Origin of the sequence: Paracoccus versutus (genome assembly GCF_000763885.1) — a bacterium.
GTDB classification, from domain to species: domain Bacteria; phylum Pseudomonadota; class Alphaproteobacteria; order Rhodobacterales; family Rhodobacteraceae; genus Paracoccus; species Paracoccus versutus.
Genome location: NZ_JRKO01000025.1, coordinates 39,835 through 58,110 on the forward strand (window position 1 = coordinate 39,835; position 18,276 = coordinate 58,110).

General features: G+C 68.3%; 16 protein-coding genes and 1 pseudogene. 9 read left to right on the plus strand and 8 right to left on the minus strand.

Annotation, left to right across the window (positions count from 1 at the left end):
• Positions 1-103: 103 nt before the first annotated feature.
• Positions 104-1,114 carry a GlxA family transcriptional regulator gene (locus IT40_RS12755; protein ID WP_052095899.1) on the plus strand — a complete coding sequence of 337 codons (1,011 nt, stop codon included), beginning with the start codon at positions 104-106 and terminating at the stop codon, positions 1,112-1,114.
• 22 nt (positions 1,115-1,136) lie between these two features.
• Here the strand turns inward: IT40_RS12755 and IT40_RS30480 are convergent, their stop codons facing one another.
• Positions 1,137-2,177 carry a CobW family GTP-binding protein gene (locus tag IT40_RS30480; protein ID WP_341860335.1) on the minus strand — a complete coding sequence of 347 codons (1,041 nt, stop codon included), beginning with the start codon at positions 2,175-2,177 and terminating at the stop codon, positions 1,137-1,139.
• A gap of 19 nt (positions 2,178-2,196) precedes the next feature.
• Positions 2,197-2,310: pseudogene (locus tag IT40_RS30800) on the minus strand (GTP-binding protein); the annotation flags it as partial.
• Positions 2,311-2,767: 457 nt separating this feature from the next.
• Here IT40_RS30800 and IT40_RS12765 point away from each other — a divergent pair.
• The 4 genes from IT40_RS12765 to arsH all read left to right on the plus strand — a co-directional run bounded on the left by IT40_RS12765 (position 2,768) and on the right by arsH (position 6,527).
• Positions 2,768-3,991, plus strand: coding sequence for a GTP-binding protein (locus IT40_RS12765; RefSeq protein ID WP_036755570.1), 1,224 nt, complete (start codon positions 2,768-2,770; stop codon positions 3,989-3,991).
• Positions 3,992-4,052: 61 nt separating this feature from the next.
• Entirely contained in the window at positions 4,053-4,718 is a 666-nt protein-coding gene (locus IT40_RS12770) for a DUF1826 domain-containing protein (protein WP_036755573.1), read from the plus strand.
• Complete coding sequence (locus tag IT40_RS12775) at positions 4,718-5,026, plus strand: DUF6525 family protein (protein WP_052095901.1); 309 nt, start codon at positions 4,718-4,720, stop codon at positions 5,024-5,026. The genes IT40_RS12770 and IT40_RS12775 overlap by 1 nt, the downstream gene beginning before the upstream one ends.
• An 814-nt stretch (positions 5,027-5,840) precedes the next feature.
• A complete protein-coding gene (gene arsH, locus IT40_RS12780; RefSeq protein ID WP_036755665.1) occupies positions 5,841-6,527 on the plus strand; it encodes an arsenical resistance protein ArsH in 687 nt (228 codons plus the stop codon).
• 124 nt (positions 6,528-6,651) lie between these two features.
• Here the strand turns inward: arsH and IT40_RS12785 are convergent, their stop codons facing one another.
• From IT40_RS12785 to IT40_RS12800, 4 genes are all read right to left on the minus strand, one after another.
• Positions 6,652-7,596 carry a pirin family protein gene (locus tag IT40_RS12785; protein ID WP_036755576.1) on the minus strand — a complete coding sequence of 315 codons (945 nt, stop codon included), beginning with the start codon at positions 7,594-7,596 and terminating at the stop codon, positions 6,652-6,654.
• A gap of 44 nt (positions 7,597-7,640) precedes the next feature.
• Positions 7,641-8,033, minus strand: a complete 393-nt coding sequence (locus IT40_RS12790) for a DoxX family protein (RefSeq protein WP_116171217.1) — start codon at positions 8,031-8,033, stop codon at positions 7,641-7,643.
• A complete protein-coding gene (locus IT40_RS12795; protein ID WP_243700251.1) occupies positions 8,030-9,655 on the minus strand; it encodes an MFS transporter in 1,626 nt (541 codons plus the stop codon). Before IT40_RS12795 ends, IT40_RS12790 begins: the two co-directional genes overlap by 4 nt.
• 71 nt (positions 9,656-9,726) lie before the next feature.
• Positions 9,727-10,335, minus strand: coding sequence for an amidohydrolase family protein (locus tag IT40_RS12800; protein WP_243700250.1), 609 nt, complete (start codon positions 10,333-10,335; stop codon positions 9,727-9,729).
• Between the two features lie 63 nt (positions 10,336-10,398).
• Between IT40_RS12800 and IT40_RS12805 the strand changes: the two genes are divergently transcribed.
• Positions 10,399-11,322: a DMT family transporter gene (locus tag IT40_RS12805; RefSeq protein WP_052095902.1), complete on the plus strand. Its 924-nt coding sequence runs from the start codon at positions 10,399-10,401 to the stop codon at positions 11,320-11,322.
• A gap of 126 nt (positions 11,323-11,448) precedes the next feature.
• Positions 11,449-12,408 (plus strand): aldo/keto reductase, encoded by a 960-nt coding sequence (locus tag IT40_RS12810; protein ID WP_036755582.1) that lies wholly within the window; start codon positions 11,449-11,451, stop codon positions 12,406-12,408.
• A 595-nt stretch (positions 12,409-13,003) separates the two neighbouring features.
• Here the strand turns inward: IT40_RS12810 and IT40_RS30485 are convergent.
• On the minus strand, positions 13,004-13,126 hold the full coding sequence (locus IT40_RS30485; protein ID WP_279432833.1) for a hypothetical protein: 123 nt from the start codon (positions 13,124-13,126) through the stop codon (positions 13,004-13,006).
• A 319-nt stretch (positions 13,127-13,445) separates the two neighbouring features.
• Between IT40_RS30485 and IT40_RS12815 the strand changes: the two genes are divergently transcribed.
• The gene (locus tag IT40_RS12815) at positions 13,446-14,930 is read left to right on the plus strand and encodes an inorganic phosphate transporter (RefSeq protein ID WP_036755585.1); all 1,485 of its coding nucleotides are present in this window, start codon (positions 13,446-13,448) and stop codon (positions 14,928-14,930) included.
• 309 nt (positions 14,931-15,239) lie between these two features.
• Positions 15,240-16,703: an alanine/glycine:cation symporter family protein gene (locus IT40_RS12820; RefSeq protein WP_036755588.1), complete on the plus strand. Its 1,464-nt coding sequence runs from the start codon at positions 15,240-15,242 to the stop codon at positions 16,701-16,703.
• Between the two features lie 738 nt (positions 16,704-17,441).
• Here IT40_RS12820 and IT40_RS12830 read toward each other — a convergent pair.
• Positions 17,442-18,197 (minus strand): IclR family transcriptional regulator, encoded by a 756-nt coding sequence (locus tag IT40_RS12830; protein WP_036755591.1) that lies wholly within the window; start codon positions 18,195-18,197, stop codon positions 17,442-17,444.
• Positions 18,198-18,276: the final 79 nt, after the last annotated feature.

Genomic DNA, 18,276 nt, shown 5'->3' on the forward strand with positions numbered 1-18,276 from the left:
TCCAGTGGCGTAATGTTATTTCATTTCATCAATCGCGTGAACCTGCCCGACCGGGCGATTTCGGACAGGGTTGCCGATGTTCAGGCCAGGGGGCGGGAAGCGAATGACAAGGCAGGGGCCAGCCGCGCCCGGCAGGGACAGCCACCGGGTGCATGTCGTCATCTATCCCGGCTTCAAGTCGATGGAGGCGGTCGGGCCGGTCAATGTGCTGACCTATGCCAACCGCCACCTGGCCGCGCGGGGCGATCCGCGCCGCTATGACATCGTGCTGGCCGCGCGCCAGCCCGGCATGGTGCCCTCGGACACGCTGATCTCGCTGGAGGCGGGGCCGCTGCCGGAAGGCCCGCTGGCCACGGTCATGGTCGCCGGTGCGCTCGACATCCAGGCGGCGCTGGCGCGGGAAGCCGGGCTGGTGGAGTGGTGCCGCAGGCGGGCCTTCGAGGCGGAACGCTTCGCGGCGCTCTGCTCGGGGTCGTTCTTCCTGGCCGCGGCGGGGCTTCTGGACGGACGGTGCGCAGCGACGCATTGGAGCGTGGCCGATCTGTTGCAGAGCCGCTTTCCCAAGGTTCGCGTGGATGCCGACGCGATCTTCGTGCAGGACGGCAGCCTGTGGACCTCGGCCGGGGTGACGGCGGCGATCGACCTGGCGCTGGCCTTTGTCGAGCAGGATTTCGGCCGCGATCTGGCGCTGGCCGTGGCGCGCGACCTGGTGATCTATCTCAAGCGTCCGGGCGGGCAGTCGCAGTTCAGCGCCGCCCTGACCAGCCAGATGCGCGGCCCGCCGGGGATGCGCGACATCCAGGCGTGGCTGCTGGCCAACCTGGACCGGCCCCTGCGCATCCCCGACATGGCGGCCCGCGCCGGGATGAGCCCGCGCAACTTCACCCGCCTGTTCGCCGCCGAACTGGGCACCACTCCCGCCAGCTATCTGGAGAGCGCGCGCTGCGAGCGGGCCAAGGCGCTGCTCCTGGACGGCGACCTGCCGTTGAAGGCCATTGCCTTCCGCTGCGGCTTCACCTCGGACGAGCAATTGCGCAAGGCCTTCCTGCGCCGGTTTTCGCTGACGCCGCGCGACTATCGCGACCGCTTCAGGACGACGCTGACGGTCCGATAGGTGCAATGCCGGGCCGGGCGGCTTACCGCTGCGACAATTTCACTGTGCTTGCCGGCCAGGGATCGTCGAAGGCTGCGCCCGCCCTCCAGGCCGCGACCTCTGCGGGGGTGCAGAAGCAGCCCCTGACGGCATCGGCGAATGCCGCAAGCCCGTCGCGATCCCCGATCACGGTCAGCCGGCAGCCCCGATCGCCGAACTCGGGCGACATGCCGGCAAGGCGGCGGCGCATCTCTTCGCGTTCCTCGGGCAGCAGGTTGAGGCTCTCGTCCTCCAGCGCCGCGACCTTCCAGTAATTGACGATCTCCAGCCCGATGCTGCCGGCGGTCTGGTTCCAAAGCAGTTGCAGCCGATCGCGCGACGGCAGCCAGAAGAAGCCCTTGCTGCGATGGATGCCGGTGCCGAGATAGTGGTTATAGACCCGCCACAGCCTTTGCGGGTGAAAGGGGCGGGGGTCCGCGATCATGATGCTGTCGATGCGATAGTCCTCGGCCCCGGACATCGAGCTGGTCCCATGCTGCCGGTCCCAATCGGTCAGTTCTGCCCCCAGGGCGGCGACCCGCGCATGGTCATAGGGCGGCAGGGCCAGCACATCGGCCAGCCGGACATTGCCCCATTGCATCCCCATGATGTCGGCGAAGGGGTTGAGCGGATGGATCGCCTGCGCGACAGTGCGCAGCGTCTCGCCGGACACCCGGTCCATCTCGCTCAGCAGGATGCGGCTGGCGAACATGATCTGCTCGGCCAGCAGGTTCTCGATCCCGCGCTGGCCGGCGACCAGATGGCGCGAGGCGGCGGGCAGGATGGCGCGGCCCAGGTCGTGGTCCTGCGCCAGCGTCGCCGTGTCCACCACCGACAGGAAGCCGTGCAGCCGCAGGGCGGGATGCGCGCGGATCGCCTCGAGAAGCGGCCAAGGATGGGTGCTGCCCGAGGTTTCGATCAGGATATGGGTGGCGTCCCCCTGCGCGGTCACCTTGTCCACGGCGCGGACGAACTGCTCCAGCCCCTGCGCGCCGCTGATGCTGCCGGCCGGGATGGCGGCAAAGCGCGGGTCGCGGCGCGAGATCGCATCGCTGGTGTCGAGTCTCGTTGACGAGGACGCCCGGCATGCTGCGGGCCTGCACCAGCAGGCTCTGCATGAGCGTAGCCTTTCCGGCCCCGAGAAACCCGTTCAGGATGGTGACCGGAGCCTGCGGCATGGTGTCGTCCTGAATGAAAGCGGGTCAACCGGCGGGGCGCTTGCCTGCGGCCTCGCGCGATGGAAACTTCTGGGCATGGAAGAGGGGTCGTCTTCCAGCGCCACGATCCGCCCGGTTGCATGCAGGATGCCGCATCTCATGCGGATACAGAGTCGATGTTTATCAGTATCTTGAAAGACATTAGTCATGCAGATTCTCATGATGAATTGGGCGAGGCATGCGCGGGTTTTTAGAGCCAGCGCCCGGCCATCCGACGGTCATCAGGCTGGGCGCATGGGCCTCGGTCGTTGCGGCATTGGTGACGGCCGGGATCAGCCCGTCGGCGCCGATTTCGAGGCCAGACGGCTGCCTTCATCGACCTGTCCGACGCTGGGGCGGGTGGAAAAGAACGACATTGCAGGCCCCGGCGATTCTGGCTATTTGAGTAACGTAATAACATTACATTTACGAGGATGCCATGCCGACCAGCCAGCAAACGCGCGACAAACGCCTGCCCGTCACCGTCCTGTCCGGCTTCCTGGGCGCGGGAAAGACCACGCTTCTGAACCACGTCCTGAACAATCGCGAGGGTCGCCGCGTCGCGGTCATCGTCAACGACATGTCCGAGGTGAATATCGACGCCGACCTGGTGCGCGACGGCGCCGAACTGAACCGGGCCGAGGAAAAGCTGGTCGAGATGACCAATGGCTGCATCTGCTGCACCTTGCGCGACGACCTGCTGCAAGGGGTGCGCAAGCTGGCCGAGGAGGGTCGCTTCGATTATCTGCTGATCGAGGGCACCGGCATCGCCGAGCCTCTGCCCGTCGCTGCGACCTTCGATTTCCGGGACGAGAACGGCGACAGCCTGTCGGATGTCGCGCGGCTGGACACGATGGTCACGGTCGTCGATGCGATCAACCTGACCAACGACTTCGCCAGCGACGATTTCATAGCCGAACGCGGCGAAAGCCTGGGCGACGCGGATGAGCGGACGCTGGTCAACCTGCTGACCGACCAGATCGAATTCGCCGACGTGATCGTGCTGAACAAGGCGACGGATGCGGGGCCCGAGCGGCTGGACCGGGCGCGCAAGATCGTGCGGGCGCTGAACCCGGACGCGACGCTCATCGAGACGGATTTCGGCCGTGTCGATGCCGATGCGATCTTCGACACCGGCCTGTTCGATTTCGACCGCGCGCATCTGCATCCGATGTGGGCGAAAGAGCTTTACGGTTTCGAGGATCACGTGCCAGAAACCGAGGAATACGGGATTTCCTCATTCGTCTATCGCGCGCGGCGGCCGTTTCACCCGCGCAGGATCCACGACCTTTTCAACGGCGACCTGCCCGGCGTGATCCGCGCCAAGGGGCATTTCTGGATCGCGAGCCGCCCGAACTGGGCGGTGGAGTTCAGCCTGGCCGGCGTCGTCTCTTCGGTTACGCCTCTGGGTGGCTGGTGGGCCTCGGTGCCGCGCGAACGCTGGCCGACGCATCCCGACAGCCTCGCCGAGGTGGCGAGGAACTGGCAGGAACCCTGGGGCGACCGCCGGCAGGAGCTGGTGTTCATCGGCGCGGGCATGGACCCTGCGGCAATCACCCAGGCCCTGGACGATGCCCTGGTCGAGGCCTGGGACTTCACGCCCGAAGCCTGGGCGAGGCTTCCCGATCCCTTTCCGCAATGGGGCCAGCGTCGCGTGGCCTGAGCGCGGCAAGGGCGGGGGCTGGGATGCCCCCTCAGAAGCGGACCAGAGGAGAAGCAGCCGCATGACCAAGACCGATACCGCAATCCCGCAAGCCCCAGGCCCCGATGCCGCCGAGGCGCGGGAAATCCGCGAATCCGACAGCGGGCTGGTGCTGCAGCAGGTGGTGCAGCCGGGGATCGGCGCCGCGATCTGGCGGCGCCGCCTCTCTCCCGCCTTCGCCGAATGGATCGAGGGCATTCCGGTCGGCCAACTGCCGGCCCTGCGCGCCCTGGTGGATTTCCGCGCGGCCGAGAACTGCATCCACGCCGCCTGCGACCGCTCCGGCCTGCCCGCCGGGACGATGCGAGACCTGCTGGCCAGCGACATCGGGGCGCTGGCGCTGGTCTTTGCCCAGGTCGTGCGCAACCCGCTGATGCATATCCGCTTCGAGGCGGTGACGACGGATGCCTGCCGGAAATTCCATGTTGACCAGATGCCCGCGCGGTTGGTTTGCACCTATCGGGGGCCGGGGACGCAATTCGGGCTGGAGGATGCCAGCGGCCAGGTCGTGCCGGCCGGCGAGATGCGCGTCGGCGAGGCCGCGATCCTGCGCGGCGCGCTGTGGCCCGGCATGGAGGTCACGCGGCTGCTGCACCGTTCCCCGCCCATCGCCGGAACCGGGCAGGTGCGGCTGTTCCTGGCGCTCGATCCGGCCGTGGACCCGGCCGCGGCGCAGAGACTGCACTGATGCGCGGCAACCTTGCCACCTCGCTGCGCCGCCGCCGCAGGCCCTGTCCGATCAAGCAATACGACCGCCTGCCGCCCGAGCTGCGCCGCTGGCTGGCGCAGGCGGCGCTGCCCTGGAGCCCGGCTTCCGCCTTGCGCCTGTGGCAGAAGCTTCTGGGCGAGACCGCGGGCAACACCGAGGCCGTCTGCCGGCGCCTCGACCTGATCGAGGCGCGGATGCTGATGCGGGACGCGCCGCGGATATGGGGCTTCCCGCCGCCCGCCGCCGCGCAGACGGCCGGGGGCGAAAGCGCCCTCCCGCGCGGGTGAATTGCCTTGCCATTCGCCTGCGCAAAAGGGCCGTGGGGCTGCCCCGCCTGATCGCCGGACTTTCCGGCTGTGTGCCCGCCGCGGCTGCCGCGCATCCGCATGGCTTCGTGGATGCGTCCCTGACCCTGCGCCTCGATGACCGGGGACGCCCTGGGTGGTCGAGGTCAGCTGGGCCTATGACGCGCCCAGCACCCTGCTGATCCTGGCCGATCTGGGGCGGGATACGGATGGCGATCACGGGCCGAGCGCGGTCGAGACCCCCAGGTCTCCCGCCGATAGCCCCAAGGTTTCGACGGGGATCCGTATCTGTCCCGCGACGGCCTGCCGCTTGCCCTGTCCGAACCGCTGCAGCGGTGGCTGGACTCGCGGCGGCCGCCTGATCAGCACGCTCTTTGCGACCCGCCCGACCTGGCGGATGGGGCAATGTCCGTCAGGATGGATGATCCGGGTCACTACACGGCCTATCGACTGTCCTCTCCCAAGGATGTCGGACGGAAGGCCTGCAAGGTCCGAGTATAGCGGGCGGACAGCAAGGCAGGGCACCGTCGCGATGCCGACCAGCCGACGCTGCTGGATGCGCTGGTCGCGATGGGACGAAAGACCACGCCGCCTGTCGGGCTGCCTTCGCCGACGAATGGCCGCGGTCCTGCGCGCAGCGGCCCTGGGCTTCGTTCGGGGGGATGGCTGGGATCGCGGGCGCGCGCAGGCAGTCGGGCGACAGGTTCGGCAGGTCGGGGATCATGCGCGGGCCTCCTTCGCGGCAAGTTCGGGGAACCAGCGGCCGCCCAGCCACAGGGCGGCGTTGACCAGCAGGATCGGCACCGGCACCTCGACCAGCGGGCCGATCCCGGACATTCCCCGCGCGACGCATCCGCCGCGCATCCTGCTGCTCTACGGCTCGCTGCGCGAACGCTCCTGCAGCCGCTTCGCCACGCTGGAGGCCGAGCGCCTGCTGCGGCATTTCGGCTGCGAGACGCGGGTGTTCCACGCCAACGGCCTGCCGCTGCCCGAGGATGCCGAACCGTCGCATCCCAAGGTGCAGGAGCTGCGCGACGCCTGTCTGTGGTCCGAGGGCCAGGTCTGGACCAGCCCCGAACGCCATGGGGCGATGACCGGGGTGATGAAGGCGCAGATCGACTGGATTCCGCTGTCGATGGGGGCGATCCGGCCGACGCAGGGCCGCACGCTGGCGGTGATGCAGGTCTCGGGCGGCTCGCAAAGCTTCAACGCGGTGAACCAGATGCGCGTGCTGGGCCGCTGGATGCGGATGCTGACGATCCCGAACCAGTCCTCGGTCGCCAAGGCATGGCAGGAGTTCGACGAGGCCGGGCGCATGCGGCCGTCGAGCTATTACGACCGTATTGTCGACGTGATGGAGGAACTGGTGAAGTTCACCCTGCTGACCCGCGATCTCTCGGCCTTCCTGACCGACCGCTACAGCGAGCGCAAGGAAACGGCCGCAAAGCTCGAGGAACAGGTTAACCTCAAGGCCGCGACGTGAGGCCGGACATGCCCTTGCCGTGGTGGTGGGGGTATCCCGGCCGGGCCATGAGCAAGGGGGCGGATCTTGTCCAAGCATCAGGGCGGCACGGTCCGTCCCGCTGCCGCGTCGGACATGCGTTCCTTCACCGCAGCTGGTCGGGCAGGGGGATGAACTCGCTCTCGTCCCCCGGCGGCAGGCGGAAGCGGCCGTGTTCCCAGTCGCCCTGCGCCCATGCTTCCTTGGCGGCGTCGATCCGTTCCTGCGACGAGGCGACGAAGTTCCACGAAATGTAGCGTGGCCCGTTCATGGTCTCGCCGCCCAGAACCATCAGCCGCGCGCCGGCCTCGCCGGCCTTCAGGCTGATGCGGTCGCCGGGGCGGAACACCATCATCCGGCCGGCCTCGAAGCTTTGGCCGGCGACACGGATGCTGCCCTCGACCACATAGACGCCGCGGTCCTCGTGATCGTCGGGCAGCGGCAGGCTGGCCCCGGCGGCAAGGACGACATCGGCATAGAAGGTCTCGGTGAAGGTCTTGACCGGCGCGCGCTCGCCCCAGGCCGAACCCAGGATCAGCCGTACCTGCTTGCCGCCTTCATCGAGGAAGGGCAGCGCCTCCTGGCCGTGATGCTCGAAGGCCGCGGCGCGGTCCTCTTCGGCTTCCGGCAGCGCGACCCAGGTCTGGATGCCGAAGAGCGAGCCGGGTTGCTTGCGCATCTCCTCGCTGGTGCGCTCGGAATGGGTGACGCCGCTGCCGGCGATCATCCAGTTGACCTCGCCGGGATAGACCATCTGGTCGGCGCCGGTGCTGTCGCGATGATGGAATTCGCCCTGGTAGAGATAGGTCACCGTCGCCAGCCCGATATGCGGGTGCGGGCGCACGTCGATGCCGCCGCCGGTCAGGAACTCGGCCGGGCCCATCTGGTCGAAGAAGATGAAGGGGCCGACCATCTGCCGGCGCGGCGCGGGAAGCGCGCGGCGCACCTCGAAGCCGCCCAGGTCGCGGGCGCGCGGAATGATCAGCGTCTCGATGGATTCCAGGCCCTTGCGGTCGGGGCAATCCGGGTTCTGCGTGGGGTTCCAGCTCATGTCAGGCTCCTTTCGTGGGTCCGGGGATGCGAAGGCTTACGGTATCAGGTCTTGCGCAGGGCTGCATCGAGGCTGACCGGGCCGGCCCCCGCCGCCGCAAGATACAGGAAGACGAAGCAGAACAGGATCGCGGGAACGCCGCCGTTCTGCGCCGGATAGAACCCCTGCGGCGCATGCGCCAGGAAATAGGCGAAGGCCATGACCCCGGACAGGACGAAGGCCGCGACGCGGGCCTGGAACCCGACCAGGACCAGAAAGCCCGCGACCAGTTCGAAGAGGCCCGCGATCCAGGGCAGCGAGCCGGTCGGGGGCACGGCCTGGCTGGCCGGAAAGCCAAGGATCTTCTGCGTGCCGTAGCTGAAGATCACCAGCGCGGCGACGATCCTGAGGATGCCGAGCAAAAGCGGCTCATAGGGTGTCAGGGCTTGGTTCATCATGTCGGTCCTTTCTGGCGTTGTCGTTCCTTGGGTGCGCGGTCACAGCGGCCGCAGCAGGTGCCTGACCCGCGGCGGTCCCTCGCCGATGTGGAAGGCGTTGAGCATCTGCTGGTCCAGCTGGTCGGCATGGGTGACGCGGGCGTGCTGGCGCTGATGCTCGACCCAGCTTTCCACCACGAAGGCCTCGACCATCCGCCCCGGCTCGGCAATGTCCTCCCACAGGTCCCAGCGGATCGCGCCGTCTCGCGCTGGCGGGTGGCGCTGAAGCGGCGCAGGGCGGCCGTGAACTCGGCCATCCGGGCCGGATCAACGCGATATTCGATCTCGATCAGCACCGGGCCGCGATCGTCCCCAGGCGGGACGGCGACCACGGGTTCCGCCCAATGGTTCGAGGGGGCAAGGTCGGCCGTCGCATCCTTCGGCAGCCGCCAGACGCGCGCCAGCAGCACCGAGGCGAGCAGCCCCGCCGATGCCACCACCAGCGCCGCCGGCACGCCGGACCACGAGGCGATGGTGCCCCAAAGCACGCTGCCGCCCGTCATCGCGCCCTGGAAGACCAGCAGATAGACGGCCAGCGCCCGCGCCTTCACCCAGCCCGGAGAGGCCGTCTGCGTCGCCACGTTCAGCGAGGTCAGCATCCCGATCCAGGCCAGCCCCGCCAGGACCATGACCGCGCCGGCGATCCAGGCGTTCGGCACCAGCGTCAGCGCCAGCGTCGCCAGCGCAAACAGCAGCGTCGCCCAGACCGAGATCCGGTTGGGGGGAACCGTCCGGCGCAGCCGCTTCAGCAGCAGCGTGCCCAGCACCGCGCCCGCGCCCATGCAGCCCAGAAGCGTGCCATAGCCCGCGGCCTCCAGCCCCAGGATACGACGGCCGACCAGCGGTAGCATGACCCAGAGCGCACTGCCGAACAGAAAGAATCCCGCCGCCCGGATCAGCACCAGCCGCATGGCGGGCGAATGACGCGCATAGCGGTATCCGGCCGTCAGGGTGCCGAGGAAATGTTCCGGCGGCAGGCTATGCGCCGTCTCGGCGCGCTTCCAGAAGAACAGCACGCCCAGGACGGCAAGCACCGACACGGCATTCAGCGCAAAGACCGCCGGGGTGCCGGCCAGCGCGATGATCACCCCGCCAAGCGCCGGGCCGATGGCGCGCGAGATGTTCACGCCCAGGCTGTCCAGCGCCACGGCGTCGGGCAGGGCCTGCTTGTCCACCAGTTCCGGGACGATGGCCTGGAACACAGGCGCGCTGACCGCGGCCGAGGCGCCCAGCACGAAGGTCGCCGCCAGCAGAACCCAGGGGCCGGTCAGGTCCAGCAGGGTCAGGACCGAAAGCGTGGCCGCGGCGGCAAGGCCAAGCAGCTGCGGCGCCAGCAGCAGCCTGCGGCGGTAGACGATGTCGGCCATCGCCCCGGCGGGCAGCGCCAGCAGGAACATCGGCAGGGTCGTCGCCGCCTGCACCAGCGTGACCAGCAGCGGGCTGGCCGACAGCGAGGCCATCAGCCAGGCGGCGCCGACATCGTGCATCCAGGTGCCGATGTTGGATATGATCGTCGCGATCCACAGCGCGCGAAAGACCGGGAAAGACAGGGGACCAGAGGTTCCAGGGTTCGGTTCGGCCATCTCGGCACCTCTCGAAAAAGGGGAATGGACGGCGGGATGCGTGCATCCCGCCGCAGCGATCTTCATCCGGTTCAGACGGCCCAGCAGCCGCAGCCGAAGCTGCCCCAGAAGGTCCGCGCATCCGAGGCCGGGACATTGGCCCCAAGCGCGGCGGCGTGATCGTGGCCATGGACCGCGCAGCCTTGCCCGCAGCCGCAGGCGGCGGCGAAGCGGCTCTGGTCCTGCTGCAATTCCGCCGCGCGGTAATAGCCGCCGAACCGCGCCACCGGCGACCAGTCGGGCATCGGCGCGGGCAGCGCCGGGGCCGGTGGGCCGAATTCCTCCCCGCCATGCACGACCCGGCCGCCCAGCACGGTCAGGACCGAGCGCAGATGCACGATCTCGCTTTCCGGGACCGCGAAGTAATCCGCCGACAGCAGCGCCAGGTCGGCCAGCTGGCCCGCCTTGATCCGGCCCTTCTTGCCCTGTTCGTTCGAGAACCAGGTGTTCGCCTCGGTCCAGAGCCGCAGCGCCGTCTCGCGGTCCAGCCGGTTTTGCACCGGATAAAGCCGGGTGCCGCCCAGGGTCTGCGAAGTCACCAGCCAGGACAGCGAAACCCGGGGGTTGTAGCTTGCCACCCGCGTCGCATCGGTGCCGGCGCCGGCGGGCGACATCGGCCGCCGCGCCGGAGCGGGTGGCATGCGAGGGCCTGGGCTGATACTCGGGCAAGGATCTTCTTACCCATTCATTGGACGAGCCCACCCATGGAACGCGTTTCGGCCCCGCCGCAAGAAACCCTGGCCGCGCGCAGGCGCCATGCCGCCAACCTTGCCGGCGCATTGTGGATGGTCGCGGCGATGGCGGGCTTCACGCTCGAGGATGCCATGATCAAGGGCGTTTCCTCCACCATCCCCATCGCCCAGATCCTTGTCACCTTCGGCCTGGGCGGCGCGCTGGTCTTTGCCGGCCTGGCCCGATGGGCAGGCGAAAGCCTGTTCACGCCCGAGGTGCTGTCCTTTCCCATGCGCCTGCGGGTGGTGTTCGAGATCGCGGGCCGGCTGTTCTATGTCCTCGCGCTGGCGCTGATACCGCTTTCGGCGGCCACCGTCATCCTGCAGGCGACGCCGGTCGTGGTGGTGGCCGCCGCCGCCCTCGTCTTCGGCGAGCGGGTCGGATGGCGCCGGTGGAGCGCCATCCTCTTGGGCATGGGGGGCGTGCTGGTGATCGTCAGGCCGGGAACGGACGGCTTCTCCATGCTCTCGCTTCTCGCGGTTGCGGGCATGCTGGGCTTTGCCGGACGAGACCTCGCCAGCCGGGCGGCCCCTGCGTCCCTGGGGACCAACGTCCTGGGGTTCTACGGCTTTCTGGCGGTGGCGGTCGCCGGGGTGATGGTTTCCTTCTGGTCGGACGCGGCCTTCGTCCTTCCCGAAAGGCGGGCCTGGCTGCTTCTGGTGGGCGCGGTGCTTTGCGGGGTCTGCGCCTATGCCTGCCTGATGAAGGCGATGCGCACGGGCGAGGTCTCTGCCGTCACGCCCTTCCGCTACGTGCGATTGATCTTTGGCGTCGCCCTGGGCGTCCTGCTTTTCGGAGAGCGTCTTACGGGCTCGATGCTGATCGGTTCGGCCATGATCGTCCTCTCGGGGCTGTTCATCATGTGGCGAAGCGCGAAGCTGCCGCAGCGGGGATGAGCAACGGGCGCGGGTGAACATGCACCGCCAAGGGGGGGCGCGGCCCCGGCCGCCCGCAGGTCGCTTTCGCTTGACGAACGGATCGCGCCGCGCTTCCCTGCCGCACCGCGGCACGGGGAGGCAGGGATGGAACAGAGACGGCTCGGCAATCGCAAGGTCGGCGGCATCGGCTTCGGCACGATGAGCTTTGGCGGGATCTTCGGCGCAACGGACGAGACGACGTCGCTGGCCTGCCTCGACGCGGCGGCGGACGCCGGCATCAGCCATTTCGACACGGCCAACATCTATGGCATGGGCGTGTCGGAGCGGATCCTCGGCAAATGGGGGCGGCGGGACATTCACCTTGCCACGAAATGCGGCATCGTCACCGGGCCGCCGCGCGCCGTGCGCAACGACGAGCCCTATGTCCGCCAATGCCTTGAAGAATCGCTGCGCCGGCTGAAGCGCGAGCATGTCGAGCTTTACTACATCCACCGCCGCCAGCCCGAGATCCCGGTCGAGGACCTGGCCGGGACGATGGCGAAGCTGGTGCAGGAAGGCAAGATCGGCGGCTATGGCCTGTCCGAGATCGCGCCCTCGACCCTGCGCCGCGCCCATGCCGAACATCCCGTGGCCGCGGTTCAGAGCGAATTTTCCCTGTGGACGCGGCTGCCCCAGCTGGGCCTGATCCAGGCATGCCGCGCGCTTGGCGTGGCCTTCGTCGCCTTTTCGCCCCTGGGGCGCGGCATGTTCGGGCGCGCGCCGCTGAAACGGGATTTCCGCGCAGGCATCGACTTTCGCGACACCAACCCGCGGTTTACCGAGCCGAATTTCTCGGCCAACCTTGCCGCGATGGCACCGTTCCGGGCTCTCTGCGCCGAGCGGGGCTGGACGGTCCCCGGCGCGGCGCTGGGATGGGTTCTGGCGCAGGGGGATCACATCGTCCCGATCCCCGGCACGCGGACGGCGGATCACCTTCGCGACTGGCAGGTGCCGGACCTTGCCGCCGCGGATATTGCGGAAATCGAGCGCATCCTTCCGCCGGGATTTGCCCATGGCGACCGTTATGGCGATCACCAGATGGCTTTCGTGGAACGCTATTGCTGACCGCGGCGGTGCAGGTCGGGCGTCCGCCTGGTGAAGTGCGGGGCGGACCGGGTATCATGCTGGCCGTCGCCATCAGTTCGCCCGAGGCGTCGGCAAGATCGAACACCGTGGCGGCAGCCTGCAATGCCCGCCATGGCACCATGACCGGCAGCAGGCGTCGCAAGGCGGCAAGCCTGGCCCCGGCCGATGCCAAGGAAAGGGTGGGGCCATTTCCGAACAGGCGTCATTGCCGATGATCGAGGTGCGGGCGAAGCAGATCGCCACCGCCATGAACAGCGGACCGACGCCCTGTAGCGGGTTGCGGACGCAGAATTGCAGCCATACCGCCCGTGGCAGGTGCCGACCGCGCTGCTAAGGGCCAGAAGCCAGTCCGTCACCGGCAGCACGTCGGGAATGACGCGGGCCTCCGTCCGGTGGCGGTTGCGCGCCGGCGCCGCGGACAGTGCCACGCCCATGCGCAGCCCCCGCGATGCCAAGTGGCGCGGGATGCCGAAGCCGGGCGTATAAGATGGACCGAAAGCAGGAACAGGACGATCCCGGAAGGATGGTCTTCCTCGCAGGCGTGGGGCGGGCGGGCTCGAGATCGCATGCGCGATCAGCCCGCCATCGGACCATGGGTGCCGCCCGTGCCGATGCTGAAGAACGCGATCCCCTGCGCCGGCGCGGTCCGACCAGGCCCCGCCGCCACGGCGAATGCGAACATTGTCCCTGGCTTCATGGCATGTCCTGTTTCCAGATCGTCTGGGTCGGGACGCGCCCCAAGCCGCTAACGGTGACAACCGCCTAGGCCGACGAAAATCTGCAATTGCGTGACCCCGAAGGCTGCGCCGGGACTCTTCCAGATCCTTCGGTCCGGGCAAACGGGGTTTGGGGCAGCACGGCCGCCTTGCGCCGAAACGGGTGCTGATCGCGGCGGGCCGGTCGGCGGCGGCCGATGGCAAGGCGGGATGTTGCAACTGTGCGACTGTCTTGTGACAGCGCCGTCTTGATATGCCGCCGATTCCCTCCTAGCACCCGCGGCAACAGAAAGGCGGAACATGTCTGACAAGGATCTCGAGCCCCGACACCTGGAAACGCTGGACCGCGATCTCGGCCGCTTCGCGAATCTCGAGGCAGCCGCCGCTTATGTGTCCCGGCCGCTGGTGGCGCCGGGCATCGGCTTCGTCTTCATCATCCTGGCCGGACTCGCCGCGGCGATCCTGCTGGGGCAGAGCGGCGAGATGTTGATCGTCGTCACCGCCGCCGTGTTTGGCGCCTACATGGCGCTGAACATCGGGGCCAACGATGTGGCCAACAACATGGGTCCTGCGGTGGGGGCGAACGCGCTCAGCATGGGGGGCGCCATCGTCATCGCGGCGGTGTTCGAAAGCGCGGGCGCGCTGATCGCCGGGGCCGACGTGGTCTCGACCATCGCCAAGGGCATCGTCGCGCCCGAGGCGCTGGACACGCCTGCGACCTTCATCTGGGCGATGATGGCGGCGCTGCTGGCGTCGGCCCTGTGGGTCAATCTGGCGACATGGATCGGGGCGCCGGTCTCGACCACGCATGCGGTGGTCGGCGGGGTCGTGGGCGCGGGCATCGCCGGGGCCGGCTTCGGCGCGGTCAGCTGGGACCAGATGCTCGCCATCGCCGCCAGCTGGGTCATCTCTCCGGTGATGGGCGGGGTCGTGGCGGCAGGCTTCCTGTGGCTCATCAAGTCCCGCATCGTCTATCGCGAGGACAAGATCGCCGCGGCCCGCGTCTGGGTGCCCATCCTGGTCGGCATCATGGCGGGCACCTTTGCCGCCTATCTGGTCATGAAGGGGCTGAAGCAGCTGGTCGAGGTCTCGATGGGCGCTGCGCTGCTGCTGGGCCTGATGGTGGGGCTGGGCTGCTGGTTGCTGATGATTCCGGTCACCCGCCGCCAGTCCGAGGGGCTTGAGAACCGCAACAAGTCGGTGAAGGTGCTGTTCGGCATCCCGCTGGTCGCCTCTGCCGCCTTGCTCAGCTTTGCCCATGGCGCCAACGACGTCGCCAATGCCGTCGGCCCGCTGGCGGCCATCGTGCAGACGGTGCAGACGGGCGATTTCAATGGCGACGTGACCATTCCCCTGTGGGTCATGCTGATCGGGGCCTTCGGGATCTCCTTCGGGCTCAGCCTGTTCGGCCCCAAGCTGATCCGCATGGTCGGCAGCGAGATCACCAAGCTCAACCCGATGCGCGCCTATTGCGTCGCCCTGTCGGCGGCGATCACGGTCATTCTGGCAAGCTGGCTGGGGCTGCCGGTCAGCTCGACCCATATCGCGGTGGGGGCGATCTTCGGCGTGGGCTTCTTTCGCGAATGGGATGCCGAGCGGCGGCTGAAACAGGCCCGCATCGCCGTGCCCCGGCCGGAATACATACCCGCGGACGAGCGCCGCCGCCGCAAGCTGGTCCGCAGGCTGCATGTGCTGACCATCGGGGCGGCCTGGGTCGTCACCGTTCCTGCCGCGGCGCTTCTGTCGGCGCTCCTGTTCCTGCTCCTGCGGCAGATACCGGCCTGATTGACGCCCCGGCGCGGCAGATCGAAACCCGTGGCGATGGCGTCGGGGCCATCGCGCCCCTTGGCGCCGATGGGGCCGGGAGCAATCCCTGCCGGGCCAAGGCCTCGGCAGCTTGCGCAAGGGGATCCCGAGCGGACCGCCTTTGCGCTGCGGCGCCAAGCGAACCCGCCCTCGCCGGTCTCTGTCCCTGTCCTGGTGGGGACGTCTTTCCCCCCCTTCGCTGCGGCAAGGGCCGTGCCCCGGCCGAACTTGACATCCGGGACCGAACGGTTCCGTTTGCGGCCATTGCAATCACGAGAGGCGGTATTGATGGGACTCGACCAGATGGAAGCAATCCTGGGGAAAATCGGCGGGATCGTCTGGGGGCCTTACCTTCTTGTCCCGCTGCTGTTGGGCACCGGGCTTTACCTGACGATCCGGTTGCAGGGCATCCAGCTGGTCCGTCTGGGCGCGGCCCTGCGGCTTGGCCTGCTCAAACGCAGGGATGACGATGCCGAGGGCGACATCTCGCAATTCCAGGCGCTGACCACCGCGATGGCCGCGACGGTCGGCACCGGCAACATCGTCGGGGTGGCGACGGCGATCGCGGCGGGCGGTCCGGGGGCGCTGTTCTGGATGTGGGTCACGGCGATCCTCGGCATGGCATCGAAATATGCCGAGGCCTTCCTCGGCGTGCGCTTCCGCACCACCGACGAGGTCGGCGAGAAGAACGGCGGCCCGCAGTATTACCTGGAGCGCGGCATCCCGAACGGCTTTGGCAGGTTCCTTGCGCTGTGCTTTGCGATATTCGCCGTCTGCGCCTGCTTCGGCATCGGCAACATGACGCAGGGCAACTCGATCGCCTCGAACCTCGAGCGCAGCTTCATGATCCCGACCTGGATCACCGGCATCGTCCTGGCCGGCCTGACGCTGGTGGTGCTGGTCGGCGGGATCAAGTCCATCGGCAAGGTGACTGCCGGGCTGGTGCCGGTGATGATCCTGTTCTACGTCCTGGGCGCGCTTTACATCCTGCTGGTCAACATCGGGTCGGTGCCCGCCGCCCTGGGCGAGATCTTTTCGCAGGCCTTTACCGGGACGGCGGCGACGGGGGGCTTCCTGGGCTCCACCATCATGATCGCGGTGCAGTTCGGCGTGGCGCGCGGGATCTTCTCGAACGAATCCGGCATGGGTTCCGCCGCGATTGCCGCCGCTTCGGCGCAGACCACGCATCCGGTGCGGCAGGGCCTGGTGTCGATGACCCAGACCTTCATCGACACGATCATCGTCGTGTCCTGCACCGGCCTGGTGATCATCACCACCGGCGTCTGGACCGAGATCGACCCGCAGACGGGGCTGCAGATCTCGCCCTCGATCATGACCGGACAGGCGTTCAGCCACGGCCTGCCGGGACAATGGGGGCATTGGGTCGTGACCGTCGGCCTGGTTCTTTTCGCCTATTCGACCATCCTGGGCTGGGCCTATTACGGCGAACGCAACCTCGAGCGCCTGGTGGGTCATCGCGGCGTCATGCCCTTCCGCATCCTGTTTTCCCTGGTGGTGCTGCTGGGCTGCACGGTCCAGCTGGGCGTCGTCTGGAGCTTTTCGGACGTGATGAACGGGTTGATGGCCATCCCGAACCTGATCGGGCTGCTGATCCTGTCGGGCCTGATCGCGCGCGAGACCCGCTTCTACCTTCGCCACGACCCCCGGCTGGAGGCCGACCGCCAGCAGATCGAGGGCTTCATGAAGGGCCAGCCGAGCTGGGACGAATGGAAGGCGAGCGAGCGGTCGTAAGCCTTGCCGGCCGCTCCGCCGGTGCCGGCGGGGTGGTTCGCGGGCCGGGGGCTTTCTGCCGGCGACCCCAGCGGGCCGACGAGCGCGCCCGCACGGCCTGGCGGTAAAGCACCGCCGGCGCGGCCCGACCGGCGCGCGCAGCCGGGCGACCGGAAGGGCCGGCATCCTCCGGCTGCGGACAGCCGGTCGAGCCGCTGCAATCGGCAGGGCTTAGCACCATTCTCGGGGCCGCCCGGCTTGTCCCATCGGTTCTTGCGGCAAGGGACCGATCCCCCGGATAGCGACCGCCTCGACCAAGGGGCAGCTGCCCGCGGCGATCCGCAAGCGCCGGGACCGGGATGCCGGCACGCGGCTGATCGTCGAGGAAACCCCCGCAGGGCGTATTGCTGAAGCGTGCCCTGGCCATCGCCCCGACACGGTCCGACCATGTCTTGGGGATGCTGCCCTTCGCCGCCCGGCCGAAATCGCTTGAGGACAGGGAGGCCGCCAGGCTGGCCGAGGCCCGCTGCACCATGATCGCGGTGGATACCTATACCGTCCTTCGCCACCCGACCGGCGATCACCCCGAGCAATCGGCGCGAACGCGCCAGACCGGGGGGGACAGCACGTCTGGCGGCGGTGCTGCAGGGCCTGCCGGAACCGGATGGCAGGGCTTCACCAGCACAGCCGGGATGCCGATCCGGCAGATCGCCTTCCGGCGAGCGGCCGTGCCTTGCCGCCGAGGCAGCGAAAGATCGGCTATTGGCTGACGCGCAGCCCGATCTCTCGCGTCAGAGCGAACAATGCCTTGAGTTGCGACGGGGTAGGGACCGCCCCCAGGTGCTGGATCGACGCGATCAGGCCGATGCTGCCGAGAAGCTGGTTCTGCGAGCCGAGGATCGGCGCGGCGACGGCGTTGATGCCCAGCAGCGATTCCTCGGGCGCGGTCGCGTAGCCCGCCGCGCGGATGGCGTCGAGCTGCGCCGCCAGAACCGCTTTGGAGGTGACGCTTTTCGGCGTGATCTGCGGCAGCGCGTCGGGCAGGGTGCCCAGCAGTTCGGGCGAACCGAAGGCCAGGAACACCTTGCCCTGAGCCGAGGAATGCAGGCTCAGCTCGCTGCCGGGACGGACGCCGATCTCGATCGGCTGGTTGCTGCTGACCGTGGCCAGGATGAAGGCCGAGCGCGGCGCGGGGATGCTGAGCACCACCGCCATGCCCAATTCGTCGCGGGTGGCGCGCATCAGGGGCAGGGCCAGTTCGGCCAGGCTTGCGCCGGCGGGGGCCTGTTGCGCCATCAGCCATAGTTTCGGCCCCAGCGCATAATGCGAAGTGACCGGATCCTGGACGATCAGCCCATGTTCGATCAGGGTGCGCAGATGCTTGAAGGCGGCCCCCTTGGCGATGCCGACATCGGCGGAAACCTGCGTCACGCCCATGGGCGAATCGGCAAAGGCGATACGCTCGAGGATGCGCAGGCAGGTGTCGGCGGCCCGGACGGTCTCGGCCTTTTCCAAAGTGTTTTCCCCGTGATTTTGCTTCCCCTCTCTCTGTGTTGACGCCTTTGACCTGTCGTGTCAATATGAGAACAGCGTT

Bases quoted from the DNA above. Each gene is read 5' to 3' on its own strand.
- IT40_RS12815 (WP_036755585.1), top strand. From the start codon at position 13,446: ATGTCTGACAAGGATCTCGAGCCCCGACACCTGGAAACGCTGGACCGC.
- IT40_RS12820 (WP_036755588.1), top strand. From the start codon at position 15,240: ATGGGACTCGACCAGATGGAAGCAATCCTGGGGAAAATCGGCGGGATC.
- IT40_RS12795 (WP_243700251.1), bottom strand. From the start codon at position 9,655: ATGGCCGAACCGAACCCTGGAACCTCTGGTCCCCTGTCTTTCCCGGTC.
- IT40_RS12765 (WP_036755570.1), top strand. From the start codon at position 2,768: ATGCCGACCAGCCAGCAAACGCGCGACAAACGCCTGCCCGTCACCGTC.
- IT40_RS12770 (WP_036755573.1), top strand. From the start codon at position 4,053: ATGACCAAGACCGATACCGCAATCCCGCAAGCCCCAGGCCCCGATGCC.
- IT40_RS12775 (WP_052095901.1), top strand. From the start codon at position 4,718: ATGCGCGGCAACCTTGCCACCTCGCTGCGCCGCCGCCGCAGGCCCTGT.
- IT40_RS12800 (WP_243700250.1), bottom strand. From the start codon at position 10,335: ATGCCACCCGCTCCGGCGCGGCGGCCGATGTCGCCCGCCGGCGCCGGC.
- IT40_RS12785 (WP_036755576.1), bottom strand. From the start codon at position 7,596: ATGAGCTGGAACCCCACGCAGAACCCGGATTGCCCCGACCGCAAGGGC.
- IT40_RS12810 (WP_036755582.1), top strand. From the start codon at position 11,449: ATGGAACAGAGACGGCTCGGCAATCGCAAGGTCGGCGGCATCGGCTTC.
- IT40_RS12805 (WP_052095902.1), top strand. From the start codon at position 10,399: ATGGAACGCGTTTCGGCCCCGCCGCAAGAAACCCTGGCCGCGCGCAGG.
- IT40_RS12790 (WP_116171217.1), bottom strand. From the start codon at position 8,033: ATGATGAACCAAGCCCTGACACCCTATGAGCCGCTTTTGCTCGGCATC.
- IT40_RS30485 (WP_279432833.1), bottom strand. From the start codon at position 13,126: ATGAAGCCAGGGACAATGTTCGCATTCGCCGTGGCGGCGGGGCCTGGT.
- IT40_RS12755 (WP_052095899.1), top strand. From the start codon at position 104: ATGACAAGGCAGGGGCCAGCCGCGCCCGGCAGGGACAGCCACCGGGTG.